The organism is Sulfitobacter sp. F26204 (assembly GCF_026410305.1).
In the GTDB taxonomy this organism is placed as follows: Bacteria; Pseudomonadota; Alphaproteobacteria; order Rhodobacterales; family Rhodobacteraceae; genus Sulfitobacter.
The window spans coordinates 245,795-260,282 of the sequence record NZ_JAPMLQ010000002.1; the positions used below are offsets into that span (position 1 = coordinate 245,795).

Below are 14,488 nucleotides of genomic sequence, written 5' to 3' on the forward strand. Positions count from 1 at the left end.
ATCTGGCGATTCCCAAAATTATCTGTCGGTTGTCTCTTGGTCGCTCCAGACCTGTTTGGCAATCTTGATCGCATGGTTGGCCTTTGGCACGCCTGCGTAGATCGCAACATGTTGGAAAGCTTCGATGATGTCGCTCTTGCTTGTCCCGGTGCGTTGAGCTGCGCGGACATGCATGGCAATCTCTTCAAAATTCCCGGTCGCGGCAAGCAAGGCCAGTGTCAGCATCGACCGTTCCCTGCGGGTGATCGCATCCGACGCCCAAACCGTGCCCCAGGCACCTTCCGTGATCAGGTCCTGAAACGGCATGTCCTCTTGTGTCTTGTTCTTTTCAGCGCGGTTCACATGCTGGTTGCCCAGGACTTCGCGGCGCACTTCCATACCGCGTGCATATCGGTCAGACATGGCCTGTTCCTTTCAGAAAATCACTCAGTATGGCGGCGTATTCCTCGGGTTTTTCAACGCAGGGCAAATGCCCGGCCTTGCGGATGAGATGAAATTTCGACCCCGGAATCAGGTCAAGGGTTTCGCGGACCAGATCAGGTGGGGTCGAGCCGTCCTCGTCGCCTGCGATACCCAGGGCAGGCAGGCGCAGCCCGCTGGTGGGGGTATAAAAATCTGTGCCTGAAATTGCGGCGCAACAGCCTGTATAGCCCCGGTCCTCGCCTCGCACCAGCATGTTGCGCCACAATTCCAGCTCGGGAGAGGTACAGAATCCGGCCGAGAACCAGCGTTGCATCACCCCATCAGCAAGGGCTTCGATACCGCCGGTTTCCACAGCAGTAATCCGTTCCTCCCACATTGCGGGCGTGCCGATCTTGGCTGCGGTGTTGGACAGGACCATGGCGCGGATCAGATCCAGCCGTTTGACAGCCAACCCCTGAGCGATCATCCCGCCAATCGACAGACCGACAAAGACGCAGCCTTTGACGTTCAAATGATCCAACAAGCGTTCTGCATCGGTGATCAATGCGCCCATCGAATAGGGCCCCTCAGGACAGGAGGACAGACCGTGGCCCCGTTTGTCATACCGTATATAGCGCGGACCCTCGGGCAATAACGGCAATACCGCGTCCCAGAGCCGCATGTCGGTGCCCAGTGAATTGGCAAAAACCACCGGCGCACCATCCGCGGGGCCGTCGACGCGATAGTGCAGGCGGACATCGCCAGTGTCGAAAATCTTCATGGGTCAGGTCTCCCGCAATTGTATGGTTGCCATGATTTGCCCATGATCGGAGGCAAGCTTGTTATAGGGTGCTTCGGGATGGCTGCCATCGGTCAAGTGATCGTTGAGGACAGAGAAATAGGTCATCTCGCCAATGTGGTTTGGCCACTGCGGCAGGAAATGACGCGACATCAGAATTTGGTCGATACTTTCATAAATACCACCAAAGGCCGAAGTATAGACCATATCGCGCAGGGACTTGCGTTCAAACTGACGTTCGGCGGAATGTAAACGCACGGCTTCGATTTCCTCAGTGATCTTGGCGCTTTCGGCGGCAGAGTAACGATCCCCGCGGTGTTTCGCATCATGTCGCAGCATCCATGTATAATTCTTGAACGGCACCTCACCGCTGATGATCTCTGAACTCACCGCGTTTTCGCTGTCGTTCAAATCGCCCAACACTATTACCGGGCGGCCTTGTTGCAATTCACCGATGATGGCCCCGCGCAGCACCCAAGCCTCTGCCATACGACGCATTGCGGCACGCGCAGCACCCAAGGCACGACCAACCGGGTCATAGTTGGTGAGGTCCGCTTCACTGGCGAAATCCGCGCCTTCAGGGCGGATGAATTCGCCCAGCTTGGATTTCAGGTGACAGTTGAAAACGGTGATAACCTCGCCGCCCACGGGTACGCGCACCTTGAGTATCGGGCGGCTGAGTTTTCGAAGGGTGTAATGCCCGCCATCTTCATCGTCAAATGTCTGAAAGGGAATTTTGAAAGGCGCGCCCAGATCCTGAATGATTTCAGGATCTTCGGCAAATCCTAGGCGTGAAAGCACGGCGACACCGGGGCGACGATTTCCTGCTTCCGCGTCATGGATGTTGGGGGCAAAGGCGAGGGCGGCATTGCCATAATCGCCATAGCCCAGATGTCGAAAAATTGCCCGCTTGCGATACCGTTTGTCTGGACCGGGCAGTGCTTCGGCGTTGTTTTCCGCCCCAATGCGATCTGCGCGGGCAATGGTGCGGCGCAGGGCTTCTTCTTCGAATACTTCCTGAAAACCGATGATGTCGGCGTTCATTGTTACCAGTTGATCGGCCAGCCAATCCTCTTTCCATGCGTATTCTTCAGGGGTGTAGGATTGGAACTTGTAATACTCACGATCCGCGCCAATCAGGTTTTTCACGTTGAAACTGGCGATGGTGAAAGCGCTCATCAGGCAAGCTCCAGAGCGCGGGCAAAGACAGCGGCGTCAACGTTCCCCCCTGAAATCGTGACGATCACATCATCGCCCTGAATTTCATCACCATGAAACAAAACCGCGGCAAGGGCGGCGGCACCTCCAGGTTCGGCAACTAATTTCAACCGGTTCCATGCATGCGCCATTGCGGCAAGCGCTTGGTCTTCGGTGATCACCAGTCCGGCACCGCATAAACGTTTCATGATCGGGAAGGTCAGATCACCTGGTTGCGGCGTGATGATGGCGTCGCAAAGATTGCCGGAGGTCCTGAGATTGCGTTTGATTTCGCCGGCGTGCAGGGACCGCGCCACATCGTCAAAGCCTTCGGGCTCGGCAGGCCTGACGCGCAGGCCTGGCGCTTCTGCTTCAAGAGCGAGTGCAATACCTGAGGTGAGGCCACCCCCGCCGCAACAGACAATGACCTGAGCATCTGTTATGCCCTGTTCGGTTGCCTGTTGCGCAATTTCCAACCCGCAGGTGCCTTGGCCCGCAATCACTTGCGGTTCATCAAAGGGCTTGATCAGGGTCAGGCCCCTTTCCTGGCTGATGCGCGCGCCGATCTCGTTACGGTCTTCGGTGTCGCGGTCGTAAGTGATGACTTCGGCACCATAGGCGCGGGTGTTTTCCAGTTTCATGGCGGGGCTGTCCGCAGGCATGACAATCACTGCCGAGGTGTCGTGCATCTTTGCCGCCAGCGCCACGCCTTGGGCGTGATTGCCGCTGGAAAAGGCGATGACACCTTTGGCGCGCACCTTGGGGTCAAGGGCGCTCAAGGCCGACCAGGCACCGCGAAACTTGAAACTGCCTGTGAGTTGCAGACATTCGGCCTTTACCCAGACGCGCCGCCCCGCAAGGGCGTCCAGCAAAGGTGAATTCAAAAACGGTGTGCGCAATGCGTGCCCATTCAGGCGTTCAGCGGCGGCACGTATCATGTCGATGTTCATTGCATGGCTCCTATCCATGTTTGAAGTGCGATGATGGCCTCGGGTTCATCCAGAAACGGTACATGACCGCGTCCGGGAACTTTGGCGAGAATCATGTCGGGGCGACGCTTTTGCATTTCTTCGACCGTGGCTTCGCCCAGCAGGTTGGAACTGGTGCCCCAGATACATGCCAGCGGCAAGCCCGAGAGCGCATCGAAATAAGGCCAAAGGTCAAGGTCCGGCCCATCCATCGCCGCCAGCATGGCATCGCGTAAATGCGGATCATAGGTAATGTGCAAACCCTCTGGCGTTGAGGTGAAGTGCTTTACCGCTTCCTCCATCCAACGGCTGTCCGGGACATTTTTGAATTCAACAAAGGCGCGTGCCAAGGCGGCAGCGGCCTCCGAATGGGTTTTGGCAGCAGGTGGTCGGCCGATGAAATGCCGGATCGCATCCAAGCCCTTGGCTTCGATCACCGGACCGACATCATTCAACGCTACCCCCAGCAGTCGCTCCTTGGCCGCAGCGGCCAGCCCCATGGCGTTGAGACCGCCCCGCGAGGTCCCAAGTATCGCCACCTTGTCGAGGTTGAGATGCGCCAATAACTCCAGCACATCACGACATTCAACCGGCAGTACGTAGTTCTGCCAGTCGGTATCGAAATCCGATCGGCCACGACCGCGGTAATCCAGCTTGATCAACCTGTTACCCGACAGAAAGGGGGTCACATAATCGAAATCAGTCGTTGTGCGCGTCAATCCCGCAAGACAAAGAATGGGCAGACCTTCGCCATCGTCGGTGTAATACAGCGACAGTCCATCAGATGTGGTGAAATAGGCCATCAGAGATCTGCCAAGGTCGGGATGCCGGTCAAATCGGTGAGCATATGCGCCGGCCTCCATGGCAGGCGCTCCATCGGGTCGCCGTTGCGGTTCACCCAGGCCGTGACAAATCCATAGCCAGTTGCCGCCGCCGCGTCCCAACCGTTCGAGGAGACAAACAAGACTTCGGATTTGTCACAATCAAAACAGGCACCGACCAGATCGTATACCCGTGTGTCCGGCTTGAAGATGCCGACGCTTTGCACTGAAAGAGTGGCATCCAGGACGCTTTCGATCCCCGCTGATCTTACCGCAGCTTCCAACATTTCTGGCGATCCGTTGGACAGGATTGCCGTATTCAGCCCGGCAGCCTTCAGCCGGGTCAACATTTCAGGCACTTCACGGTAGGCCTGCAATTCCCAATAGAGCGCCAGAAGCCGTTCGCGCAGCTCGGGATCATTTGTATGCCCGGTCTTTTCCAACGCCCAATCGAGCCCGTTTTCGGTGACTTCCCAGAAATCGGTATGGGCATTGGCAACGGCGCGCAGCCATGAATAGGACAGTTGTTTTTGGCGCCAATGTTCAGCCAGTTCTGCCCAGTCGCTCCTGATTGCCTTGAAATCCGGCTCTGACGCAGCCTGGCGGGCAGCGGCCCCCACATCGAACAATGTGCCATAGGCATCAAAAACACAGGTGGTGATCGGCATGGGGCGCACTCCGTTGGCTCAGGTCAGATTGTCATGCCAGGCCCTTGTGAAAAACCCCTGAAATTGTATCAAGATTCGCGATCCCTGAGGGGGTTTACATCGGGCGACCTGTTTGACACTTTGCCGCCCAAGCTGGAGCACCTGCGCAGATACGTGGCCTCCCCCAATTTCCCTACATTTCGGAGACGAAGATGACTGAAGTCAAGTCAGGCGATACGGTCGCTATACATTATACAGGCACGCTGCTGGATGGCACCACTTTCGACAGTTCCAAGGGCCGTGATCCGCTGGAATTCGAAGTAGGATCCGGTCATATCATTCCCGGGTTGGACGTCGCTTTGCCGGGGATGACCGTCGGCGAAAAGAAAGTGGTGAAAATCGCCTGCGCAGATGCCTATGGGCCGCTCAATCCGGACATGCGTCAGGCGATCCCGCGTGACGGGATCCCTGAAGACCTGAACCTGGAGGTCGGCCTGACGTTGGAAATGCAGACGGCTGACGGTCAGGCATTGCCGGTGATGGTTGTGGAACTGGACGAGGCGACAGTAACTCTTGATGCGAACCACCCGCTGGCAGGCAAGGATCTGCAGTTCGATATTGAACTGGTCAGCATCGCAAGCTGAGCCTTGCACCGGCGGGCTTTATCCGCCGTTTGCCCCGAAGGTTGACAGCCTGTGTCCCAGGTCCTGTGCAAGCCCCTGTGGATCAACCTGATCCTGGTTGATTCCACCTTGAAGGGTGCTTCCCGACAGGGGGCGGTTCACCTTGATCCGGTCACGCAAGCTGATGTTGCTGCCGGACTCCGTGCCGGCAGACATGGTGCCGGCAAAGGGGGCGGCGTTTGACGCCGCGGGCGGTGGTCTGTCGCGACCGGTTGCTTTCATTGCAGCCTCCATCGCGGCTTCTAACAGCGCGCTGCGCAATTCTGGCTCCGTGCGCAATGTGACGGCAACCAGCAACATCAACAGCAAACTCACGATTTTTGCACCCAGATGGGCGCGTTGCGATCGCGTGCGTCGTGATTCCAGCACCTGTTGGCCGTATGTTTCTGCAAAGCTCATATGATGTTTTAACCGGATAAAGCTGGCAAAATCGTGGCCTGGATGCTGGAATTGCCTTGAAATGCGACTTTTGCCGGGGCAGGCGCGGTCGGAAATCAAAAGTCCGCTTCTTCCCGCGCGTGTTTCCCTCTATGCAAGCCGGATGGACAGTTCTCGCCCCTTTGAAATATTCCTTGTTTGTGCCCCCGGCCTGGAGCCGGTCCTGTTGGAAGAAGTGCGCGAAAAGGGATTTGACAAGGCTGAAGCAGGCCCGGGAGGTGTGACCATCATGGGCGGATGGCCAGAGGTCTGGCGGGCCAATCTCGATCTGCGCGGTGCTGTTCGGGTGCTGGTTCGGATCGGCGGGTTCATGGCCTTTCATCTGGCACAACTCGACAAACGCAGTCGCAAGTTTGACTGGGGTGCCGTGCTGCGGCCAGAGGTCCCGGTGCGCGTCCAGGTGACTTGCAAGGCTTCGAAAATCTATCACGCCAAAGCGGCCTGCGAACGCATCGAACGCGCTCTTGTGGAAAGTCACGCCATCCCCCTGTCACCGGAAGCCGAGATCGTGGTGAAGGTACGGATCCACGACAACAACGTCGCGATCAGCATCGATTCTACAGGGGAGGCGCTGCATATTCGTGGCCACAAGGAAGCCGTTGGCAAAGCTCCCATGCGCGAGAACCTCGCTGCAATGCTGCTGCGGCAATGTGGGTATGACGGGCGTGAGCCGGTGATCGATCCCATGTGCGGCTCTGGCACCTTCGTTATCGAAGCCGCCGAAATTGCGGCAGGGCTACAACCGGGCCGCAGCCGCGGATTTGCCTTTCAAAACCTTGCATCCTTTGACGCAGAGGCCTTTGCCGCGCTGCGCCGAACCGCGCCAAAACCTGTCCCGGCCTCGGGCTATTACGGATCCGACCGTGACGCGGGTGCTGTGCGCAATGCGACAGCCAATGCTGACCGGGCGGGTGTTTCGGAGTTTACCCATTTTTCCTGCCACGGTGCTGCAGAAATCCGCCCTCCAGATGATCGCAAGGGATTGGTCATGGTGAACCCGCCATACGGAGGCCGGATCGGCAACAAGAAACTGCTCTATGCGCTTTACGGCTCCTTTGGCCAAACCATGCTGACACATTTCAAAGGCTGGCGTGTCGGGCTGGTCACTTCTGAACCCAGTCTGGCCAAGGCCACAGGTTTGCCATGGAAACCTCTCGGTCTGCCGATCGCCCATGGCGGTATGAAGGTCTGGCTCTGGCAAACCCCGCCCTTGCGTTAGGCCATCTGCCATTGCGTCCATGGCTGAGGGTGCAATCAAGGCACCACAAGCTTTCTCTTTTTGGCCTTATATACCGTCCGCAGTCTCGTCTTGCGCAGGGTTTCGCGTTCACAAATACTCTTGTTGCGGCATGCCCAAAACGTGAAAGCCACCGTCCACCCGAATGATTTCGCCGGTGGTGCAGGCCCCTGCATCAGAGGCGAGATAGACAGCCGTGCCTCCCACAGCTTCCAGTGTGGCGTTCTCGCGCATCGGGGCATTCAGTCCGGTGTGTTTATAGGTCTTGCGTGCACCGCCGATGGCCGCACCGGCAAGTGTTTTCATCGGTCCAGGGCTGATCGCGTTGACACGGATGCCTTCCGGTCCGAGATCATTGGCAAGATAGCGGGTGGCACTCTCTAGTGCGGCCTTGGCCACTCCCATGACATTATAGTTCGGCACCACGCGATTGGATCCCTGATAGGTCAGAGTCATCAATGTGCCACCATTCTCCACCATCATCGGATGGGCGCGGCGTGCGATCTCGATGAAGCTATAGGCAGAGATGTCGAGTGAGTGTTTGAAATTGGCGCGGGAGGTATTCAGAAAACGGCCAGTCAGTTCCGATTTGTCGGAAAAAGCAATGGCATGGACAACAAAGTCGATGGTGGGCCAGCGATCCGCAAGCTGGCTGAACGCGGTGTCAAGCGAGGCATCCTCGGTGACATCCACATCGACCGTGAAATCCGACCCGACGCTTTCGGCCAAGGGCTTCAATCGGCTGCCGAATGCCTCACCCTGATAGGTAAAGGCCAGTTCAGCACCCGCATTCGCCATCGCCTTTGCAATGCCCCAGGCAATTGATCGTTCGTTGGCGACCCCCATGATCAGGCCGCGTTTACCTTTTAGCAAATCCGTCATGGTCCGGTCCTATCCGTTGTATTTCGACAGGATCATTGATCCGTTGGTGCCGCCAAATCCGAATGAATTGGTCATGACTGAATCAAGTCCCGCATTGTCGACACGGGTCGTGGCGATTTCAGAGGGGTGCAGCGCAGGGTCGAGGGTTTCGACATTGATGGAGGGTGTGATGAAATCATCCTTGAGCATCAAAAGACAGAAGATCGCTTCCATTGCGCCTGCCGCCCCTTGTCCATGGCCGGTCATTGATTTGGTCGAGCTGACAGGCGGTGTTGATCCCTGTCCAAAGACACGGCGCACCGCTTCGATCTCGCCAACATCCCCCACAGGTGTCGAGGTGCCATGGGCATTGATATAGCTGACCTTGCGGCCTTCGGGCAGCGTAGCGAGGGCCAGCTGCATGGCTCTGGTGCCGCCTTCGCCGGAGGGGGCAACCATATCGTGTCCGTCAGAAGTTGCAGCAAAACCAGTGACTTCGGCATAGATCGTAGCGCCGCGCGCCAGCGCATGGTCAAGGTTTTCCAGTACCACCATGCCGCCGCCGCCTGTGATCACAAAACCGTCACGGTTGGCGTCAAAGGCGCGCGATGCCTTTTCAGGAGTGTCGTTATATTTGCTGCTCATTGCGCCCATGGCGTCAAACAGACAGGACAGGGTCCAGTCCAATTCTTCTCCGCCGCCTGCAAACATCACATCCTGTTTGCCCAGCATGATCTGTTCCGCGGCCGACCCGATACAATGCAGAGAGGTCGAACAAGCCGAGGTGATGGAATAATTGATGCCCTTGATCTTGAAGGCAGTGCTCAGGTTTGCACTGATGGTGGAGGACATGCATTTCGGTACTGCGAAAGGGCCGATACGCTTGGTCGCGCCGGTCTTGTCGACCACATCATGGGCGACCTTCATCGCCGAGGTGGAAGGCCCGCCGGACCCGGCAATCAACCCGGTGCGCGGGTTTGAAATGATGCTCTCGTCCAGACCTGCATCGGCGATCGCCTGTTCCATGGCAAGGTAGGCATAGGCGGCACCCTGTCCCATGAAGCGCAGGGTGCGTTTGTCGATGTGATCCGCAACATTGATCTTCAGCGTGCCCGCGATCTGGCTGCGAAACCCGTGCTCTGCCATCTCGGTGCTGGTTTCGATCCCGGATGTGCCTGCCTTGAGCGCGGCTGTGACGTCTTGCGCATTGTTTCCGATGGATGAGACGATTCCAAGTCCTGTGACGACAACGCGCTTCATGTGCATACCTCTGCTTCGATGCGGTGCATGGGCTGCACTCCTTTGATACTTCAACACCTATTTAGGACAGCAGGGCTTGGCGGTGCAAGGGGTTAGCAGGAAGCACGCCGTTTGGCAGCGGGTCACCGCGGCAAAAATTCGACCCGTGCAGGTGATCATTCGAACTTCAGATCATTGGTGCTGTAGCGGATGATCGAACCGGTCATCGACCTGTCACGAGTCCCCACCAGCACCAGACCTTCGCCCGACAGCAACATGGAGCGGCGTTGGAGTGAAAATTCCTGCCCGTCAGATGTGATGATCGTGCTGCCGGATGAACTGTGGTCGGTATATTCCAGTTGTGCCGCGCGTAATTCAAAAAAACCGTGTTTGCGTGACACCCAGGGATGATCCAGGATTGCCTGACAATCGGATGACCGTCCCACGGCTACGCTTTCCCCGTCCGACAGGTTCCATTCCTCGGATACGCAAGAAAGCGCAGCGGACTCGGTGCGTGGTCCCAGCAGGGACTCTCCGCTGCCAAACAACACGGTTTGCGTCTTCAGGTCGCTGACGGCAAAGGAATGAACTTGGGTGGCTTCGCGTTTGCCCTTGAGCTTGAGCGCCCCCATGGACACGCAGAGCATGCGCGTCGCTTCGCCCAATTGTGCAAAAACCGTATCGCCAAGCAAGAGTTCGCTGGTCTTGGCCAGGGAGGCAAGACGCGCCGCGGTGTTTACCGCGTCGCCGTAGATGTCGGAATCCTGGCTCAACACTTCGCCAAAATGAATGCCGGCATGGACACCAAGGCCATCACCCCAGTCGGCCTCGATCATCGCGCGTGCTGCTGCAAAGGCCTGATCGGCTTCACTGAAAAAGCTCAGGGTATCGTCGCCCTGCGATTTTACGCAGTGACCGCCGTTCTCTTCGATCATGTTGCGCATCTGGGCGAGGATGATGCTGACCTGTGCGAGAGCTTCCTGATCGGTCAAACGATCATACAAGCTTGTGCTGCCGGTAATATCGGCAATCAGGACATGGGCCGTGGCCATCAATATCGCTCCGCGGTTTGGGGCCGCATTCAAAGGGTCTATATACCCAAACCATAGATTTGGGCGGTCCTTCTTGCAACAAATTCCGACTTTTATCTGTCGGGGAGCCGACCAGCGACCACAGCTTTGTGGGCAGACTTCAGCTTTCGCTGAGCGCGACCTTCATGTCTTTAACCTCATAGATCACCTCGCCGTCCGCCTCGACGATGCCATCCGCGACGCCCATGGTGAGGCGGCGTGTCTGGATCGCCTTGGTGAAATCGATCTTGTAGGTCAGCATCTTGCGGTCCGGCCGAACCATCCCCTTGAGTTTGACTTCGCCCACACCCAGTGCATAGCCGCGCCCCTGCCAGCCGCGCCAGCCCAGGTTGAAACCGGTCAGTTGCCAGAGGCCATCGAGCCCCAGACAACCCGGCATGATCGGATTGCCGGGGAAGTGACAGTCAAAGAACCAAAGCTCCGGTGTGATGTCGAATTCCGCTGTAATATGCCCTTTGCCATGGGCACCACCGTCGCCTGAGACATCCGTGATCCGGTCCATCATCAACATTGGGGGGGCAGGCAATTGGGCATTGCCGGGGCCAAACAGATCGCCTGCGGCACATTTCAACAAGGCTTCCTTGTCAAAGCTGGTGGGATAGTCGGCCATGCGGGCACTCCTGCTGGGCATTTAAAATGAAATCGATTGAAAGTCGGAGGCGGTGTACCCTGCACGGGTCCGTATCGCAAGTGCGGTGGGCTACAACCCGAGAAGACTGCGAGCGACAAAGGTGCACTCTAGTGCCACTTTTCCGATTTGGAATTGAAAAACATCCGCAAAGACACCTATATTGAAACCATCAACGCAACGGAGCGATCCATGACGCAGACCCATCAGGAGAACGGTACCCGCTGGCTGGAACAGGCAGGCGTGCGGCCTACGCGGCAACGGGTAACACTGGCCAGCCTTCTGGTGGGGGACGGACAGCACCGGCATGTCACGGCCGAAAGCCTGTTTGACGCGGCCATGGGGCAGGGCGATGCGGTATCCTTGGCCACTGTCTATAACACGCTTCGTGCATTTTGCAGTGCGGGACTATTGCAGGAAGTGACGGTGGATGGTTCCAAAAGCTATTTTGACACCAACACCCATGACCATCCGCATTATTATTGGGAAGACGACGGCACGCTCACCGACGCTCCTGCCGAACAATTGGTGATTTCTGGCCTGCCGGAAGCGCCAAAAGGTGCCGAGATTGCCGGTGTCGACGTTGTCATACGTCTGCGTCGCAAGAATTCCTAGGTCAAGAGAGTATCAAACCATGCCGCATCCGTTGATCACGCAGGACCATGTCGACCAATTCCAGCGTGACGGCGTCGTGCTGGTCAAAGGATTGTTTGCGGCGCATGTCGATACCCTGCGCTCCGGGGTAGAGCGCAACATGGATGCGCCCGGCCCCTATGCCTCAAACAACGACAAGGCGGGTGAACGGGGGCTGTTCTTTGATGATTATTGCAACTGGCAACGTATTCCCGAATTCGAAACCGTGATCCGCACCTCTGATGCGGCAGAAGTCGGCGCACAACTGATGCAAAGCGATACCGCGCAATTGTTCCATGATCATGTGTTGGTCAAAGAACCCGGTACTTCGATGGCAACGCCCTGGCATCAGGACGGGCCGTATTATTTTGTCGAGGGGCGGCAAACAGTTAGCTTTTGGTCACCACTTGATCCGGTGACAAATGCAACGCTGCGCTGTGTGGCGGGGTCACATCTGTGGGAAAAACCGGTGCTGCCGACGCGCTGGGCCAAGGGGGATGCGTTTTTTGATCCCGCACCCTATATGCCGGTACCCGACCCTGACGCCGAAGCCATGGAAATCCGCGAATGGCAAATGGAACCGGGCGATGCGGTGGCTTTTAACTATGGTACCCTGCACGGTGCACGTGGCAATACGGCAGACACACGCCGACGCGCGTTCTCATTACGGCTGGTCGGGGATGATGCGCGGTATGTCGAACGGCCTGGCCCGACATCGCCACCTTTTCCGGGACACGGAATGACAGCGGGAGATCGCCTGCGCGAGGATTGGTTCCCCGTGTTGTGGCCGCACCCCCAGTAAAATAGCGTTTATTCTTGCTTTTTGGCAATGTGTTCTCCTAGGGTTGAGCCTTTAGCATGGTCTATTTCGACCAAAGCCCAAGGAATATTATTATGTCCAAAGAAGTTGAGAAGCTAAAAATACACGTCACGAAAAAAATTAAAGACAAGCTCAAGAAATATTCTCCTGCAGCGGCGGAGAAAATCAAAAAGGCACTGTTGTCCAATCTGGATGATACCTGGGCCAAGGAAGACAAGCTGCAAGAAGCGGTTCAGAACATCAAATTGGGCGGAATGGCCGGCAAGAAAACCGACGATTTTCTCAAACACAAGGATGCAGCCGGCCCGCGCAAGACATGGGAAGCTGCACTGAAAAAACATCGGACAGGGCTGGTCGAGTTCAAGAAGTTTCAGGACGAGGCAACGGTAATCCGCAAGGACCTGGAAAAGCAGATTGCCTTGGCAGAGAAAGACCTGAAAAAGACCGGTGGCAAACCGGATAAGACCGTCAAGAAAGATATGGATGAGGCGCGCATGGCTTTGGCCGAAATCACAAAGGCGGAAAAGACCTATGGCGCTCTGGAAGGCTTTGTCGTGATGTATGGCATGGCACTGAAACGGACCAATATTGCCATCGTGAAGCAGGCGATTGACGCGGTCACGCCCAAGGAGCTGCCAGATCCTTTGACTGCAAAGAACCGCGCGGCGACCGAAAAACGGCTTAAAAAAGATACCAAATCTCTTGATGGTCTGTGCGATTCTGCGTGGAACCTGCTCAAGGAAGGGGATCTTAAATCGGCAAAAGGCTTTATCAAAAAAGCTGAAATGCTGGTTAAGAGACTAAAACCATGGGCCAAGGATGCCAAGGCGGCCTCAGGCAAAATGAAGGCTGAAATCAAGGCTAATGAAGATGCGAAAGCAATTGATGCCCTGATCAAGCAAATGACCGAAATCTACAAATATGGCGAAGAACAGATCGTGGAGCTGACCAAAGAGCTGAAGGTCAAAGAGAAGGCCAAACAGGCCTAGCAGAACGGGCAGTGGTGCTGAAGACGAGGGGCCCATTGCCCACGGCAGACATCCGATGTTTTTGGGCTTTCTCGCGTGTCCCTAAAACCACTGTCCCGGTTCCATAAGGCCCAGGTCCAGCAATTGACGCGAATGCCATTCAAATGGTGAGGAATTGTGCCATTTGAAGGTTTCAATCTCGAACTTGCTGCCGGGGTTACTTTTCAGTGCTTTCGCGGTGCGGAAGGAACAGATCGCGCCGGTGATGTTGTGGTGCCACGGGCAGGCGTAGGTGTTGTATTCTTCGTCCGAAAACGTGTGATCCCAACGAATTTTCAGCCCCTTCTTGGCACGAAACAGCGGGATTCGGTCGATCTTGCGCCGGATCTGGGGCACGTGTTCTTCATAACGCCAACGCAATCCACCGTAGAAATCAAGCTGGCGTTCTTTGGGATGGCCATGGTTGTCGAGATCAGGACGTGCCAAGGCATAATAGCCAGAGCGGTCCATATGCGCATTGTCCAGGGAAACCGCGTTTGGATGATCAACCAGATTATCAGAATAAAGATCAATCACATAAGATAGCATGGCATCGCGCCGCTCTTCTGTGTGAAAGGCCAGCATTTCAATAACGTTGCGGGTCTCACAGAAGGGGAAAAAGAAATACTCGGCGTTATAGCAATAATAAACCCATTGTCCCGCCATGGGGTCCATCAAGGAGTTGATCGCAGTTTCCATCGCCTCTTCATCGGACATGTTGTAGTCGACGCGAATAACCGTTTCGGCCAGGTCGCGCGGCAAGTCGAACACCGCAGGCATCAATGCGATTACAGCGGTGAATCCCATTTGCTGATGGTGACGCAGCGTTGTCGCGACTTCGACGTCATCCTCAATCATGACGATTGCCAGCGGTCCTTTGGCAAGGGTCGTGGTTTCGGACGCAATCATTTCGGACAAGCTGGTATAGTGCATGAGGCCTCTGGTCGGGTGTTTTGAGGCAGAATCGGTTAATTTCACGTGCATTGCAAGCGATGGGTGGTCCTGTTAGAGGATGCG

17 protein-coding genes are annotated in these 14,488 nt (G+C 56.4%); 5 read left to right on the top strand and 12 right to left on the bottom strand.

Annotation, left to right across the window (positions count from 1 at the left end; all coding sequences use genetic code 11):
- Positions 1–18 precede the first annotated feature (18 nt).
- From pcaC to OS190_RS05140, 6 genes are read right to left on the bottom strand one after another with little or no spacing between them, the layout of a single operon-like run.
- A complete protein-coding gene (gene pcaC, locus OS190_RS05115) occupies positions 19–402 on the bottom strand; it encodes a 4-carboxymuconolactone decarboxylase (protein ID WP_267157592.1) in 384 nt (127 codons plus the stop codon).
- Entirely contained in the window at positions 395–1,183 is a 789-nt protein-coding gene (gene pcaD / locus OS190_RS05120; protein ID WP_267157593.1) for a 3-oxoadipate enol-lactonase, read from the bottom strand. The genes pcaC and pcaD overlap by 8 nt, the downstream gene beginning before the upstream one ends.
- Positions 1,184–1,186: 3 nt before the next feature.
- On the bottom strand, positions 1,187–2,380 hold the full coding sequence (locus tag OS190_RS05125) for an endonuclease/exonuclease/phosphatase family protein (protein ID WP_267157594.1): 1,194 nt from the start codon (positions 2,378–2,380) through the stop codon (positions 1,187–1,189).
- Complete coding sequence (locus tag OS190_RS05130; protein WP_267157595.1) at positions 2,380–3,348, bottom strand: threonine ammonia-lyase; 969 nt, start codon at positions 3,346–3,348, stop codon at positions 2,380–2,382. The genes OS190_RS05125 and OS190_RS05130 overlap by 1 nt, the downstream gene beginning before the upstream one ends.
- Positions 3,345–4,169 (bottom strand): alpha/beta fold hydrolase, encoded by an 825-nt coding sequence (locus OS190_RS05135; protein ID WP_267158298.1) that lies wholly within the window; start codon positions 4,167–4,169, stop codon positions 3,345–3,347. The genes OS190_RS05130 and OS190_RS05135 overlap by 4 nt, the downstream gene beginning before the upstream one ends.
- Positions 4,169–4,855: a haloacid dehalogenase type II gene (locus tag OS190_RS05140; RefSeq protein WP_267157596.1), complete on the bottom strand. Its 687-nt coding sequence runs from the start codon at positions 4,853–4,855 to the stop codon at positions 4,169–4,171. The genes OS190_RS05135 and OS190_RS05140 overlap by 1 nt, the downstream gene beginning before the upstream one ends.
- A gap of 191 nt (positions 4,856–5,046) precedes the next feature.
- On the opposite strand from OS190_RS05140, the gene OS190_RS05145 reads away from it, so the two are divergent.
- Positions 5,047–5,478: an FKBP-type peptidyl-prolyl cis-trans isomerase gene (locus OS190_RS05145; protein WP_267157597.1), complete on the top strand. Its 432-nt coding sequence runs from the start codon at positions 5,047–5,049 to the stop codon at positions 5,476–5,478.
- An 18-nt stretch (positions 5,479–5,496) separates the two neighbouring features.
- Here the strand turns inward: OS190_RS05145 and OS190_RS05150 are convergent, their stop codons facing one another.
- A complete protein-coding gene (locus tag OS190_RS05150) occupies positions 5,497–5,916 on the bottom strand; it encodes a hypothetical protein (protein ID WP_267157598.1) in 420 nt (139 codons plus the stop codon).
- Positions 5,917–6,058: 142 nt separating this feature from the next.
- On the opposite strand from OS190_RS05150, the gene OS190_RS05155 reads away from it, so the two are divergent.
- On the top strand, positions 6,059–7,174 hold the full coding sequence (locus OS190_RS05155; RefSeq protein WP_267157599.1) for a THUMP domain-containing class I SAM-dependent RNA methyltransferase: 1,116 nt from the start codon (positions 6,059–6,061) through the stop codon (positions 7,172–7,174).
- Positions 7,175–7,282: 108 nt separating this feature from the next.
- Here OS190_RS05155 and OS190_RS05160 read toward each other — a convergent pair whose 3' ends face one another.
- From OS190_RS05160 to fabA, 4 genes are all read right to left on the bottom strand, one after another.
- A complete protein-coding gene (locus OS190_RS05160) occupies positions 7,283–8,074 on the bottom strand; it encodes an enoyl-ACP reductase FabI (protein ID WP_267157600.1) in 792 nt (263 codons plus the stop codon).
- 9 nt (positions 8,075–8,083) lie between these two features.
- Positions 8,084–9,313: a beta-ketoacyl-ACP synthase I gene (gene fabB / locus OS190_RS05165; RefSeq protein WP_267157601.1), complete on the bottom strand. Its 1,230-nt coding sequence runs from the start codon at positions 9,311–9,313 to the stop codon at positions 8,084–8,086.
- Between the two features lie 155 nt (positions 9,314–9,468).
- Positions 9,469–10,344 (bottom strand): adenylate/guanylate cyclase domain-containing protein, encoded by an 876-nt coding sequence (locus OS190_RS05170; protein WP_267157602.1) that lies wholly within the window; start codon positions 10,342–10,344, stop codon positions 9,469–9,471.
- A gap of 139 nt (positions 10,345–10,483) precedes the next feature.
- Positions 10,484–10,993, bottom strand: coding sequence for a bifunctional 3-hydroxydecanoyl-ACP dehydratase/trans-2-decenoyl-ACP isomerase (fabA, locus tag OS190_RS05175; RefSeq protein ID WP_267157603.1), 510 nt, complete (start codon positions 10,991–10,993; stop codon positions 10,484–10,486).
- 210 nt (positions 10,994–11,203) lie between these two features.
- Between fabA and irrA the strand changes: the two genes are divergently transcribed.
- From irrA to OS190_RS05190, 3 genes are all read left to right on the top strand, one after another.
- Positions 11,204–11,626 (top strand): iron response transcriptional regulator IrrA, encoded by a 423-nt coding sequence (irrA, locus tag OS190_RS05180; protein WP_267157604.1) that lies wholly within the window; start codon positions 11,204–11,206, stop codon positions 11,624–11,626.
- 19 nt (positions 11,627–11,645) lie between these two features.
- Positions 11,646–12,446 (top strand): phytanoyl-CoA dioxygenase family protein, encoded by an 801-nt coding sequence (locus OS190_RS05185; RefSeq protein WP_267157605.1) that lies wholly within the window; start codon positions 11,646–11,648, stop codon positions 12,444–12,446.
- Between the two features lie 92 nt (positions 12,447–12,538).
- The gene (locus OS190_RS05190) at positions 12,539–13,453 is read left to right on the top strand and encodes a hypothetical protein (RefSeq protein WP_267157606.1); all 915 of its coding nucleotides are present in this window, start codon (positions 12,539–12,541) and stop codon (positions 13,451–13,453) included.
- Between the two features lie 81 nt (positions 13,454–13,534).
- Here the strand turns inward: OS190_RS05190 and OS190_RS05195 are convergent, their stop codons facing one another.
- Entirely contained in the window at positions 13,535–14,404 is an 870-nt protein-coding gene (locus tag OS190_RS05195) for a hypothetical protein (protein WP_267157607.1), read from the bottom strand.
- Positions 14,405–14,488 lie beyond the last annotated feature (84 nt).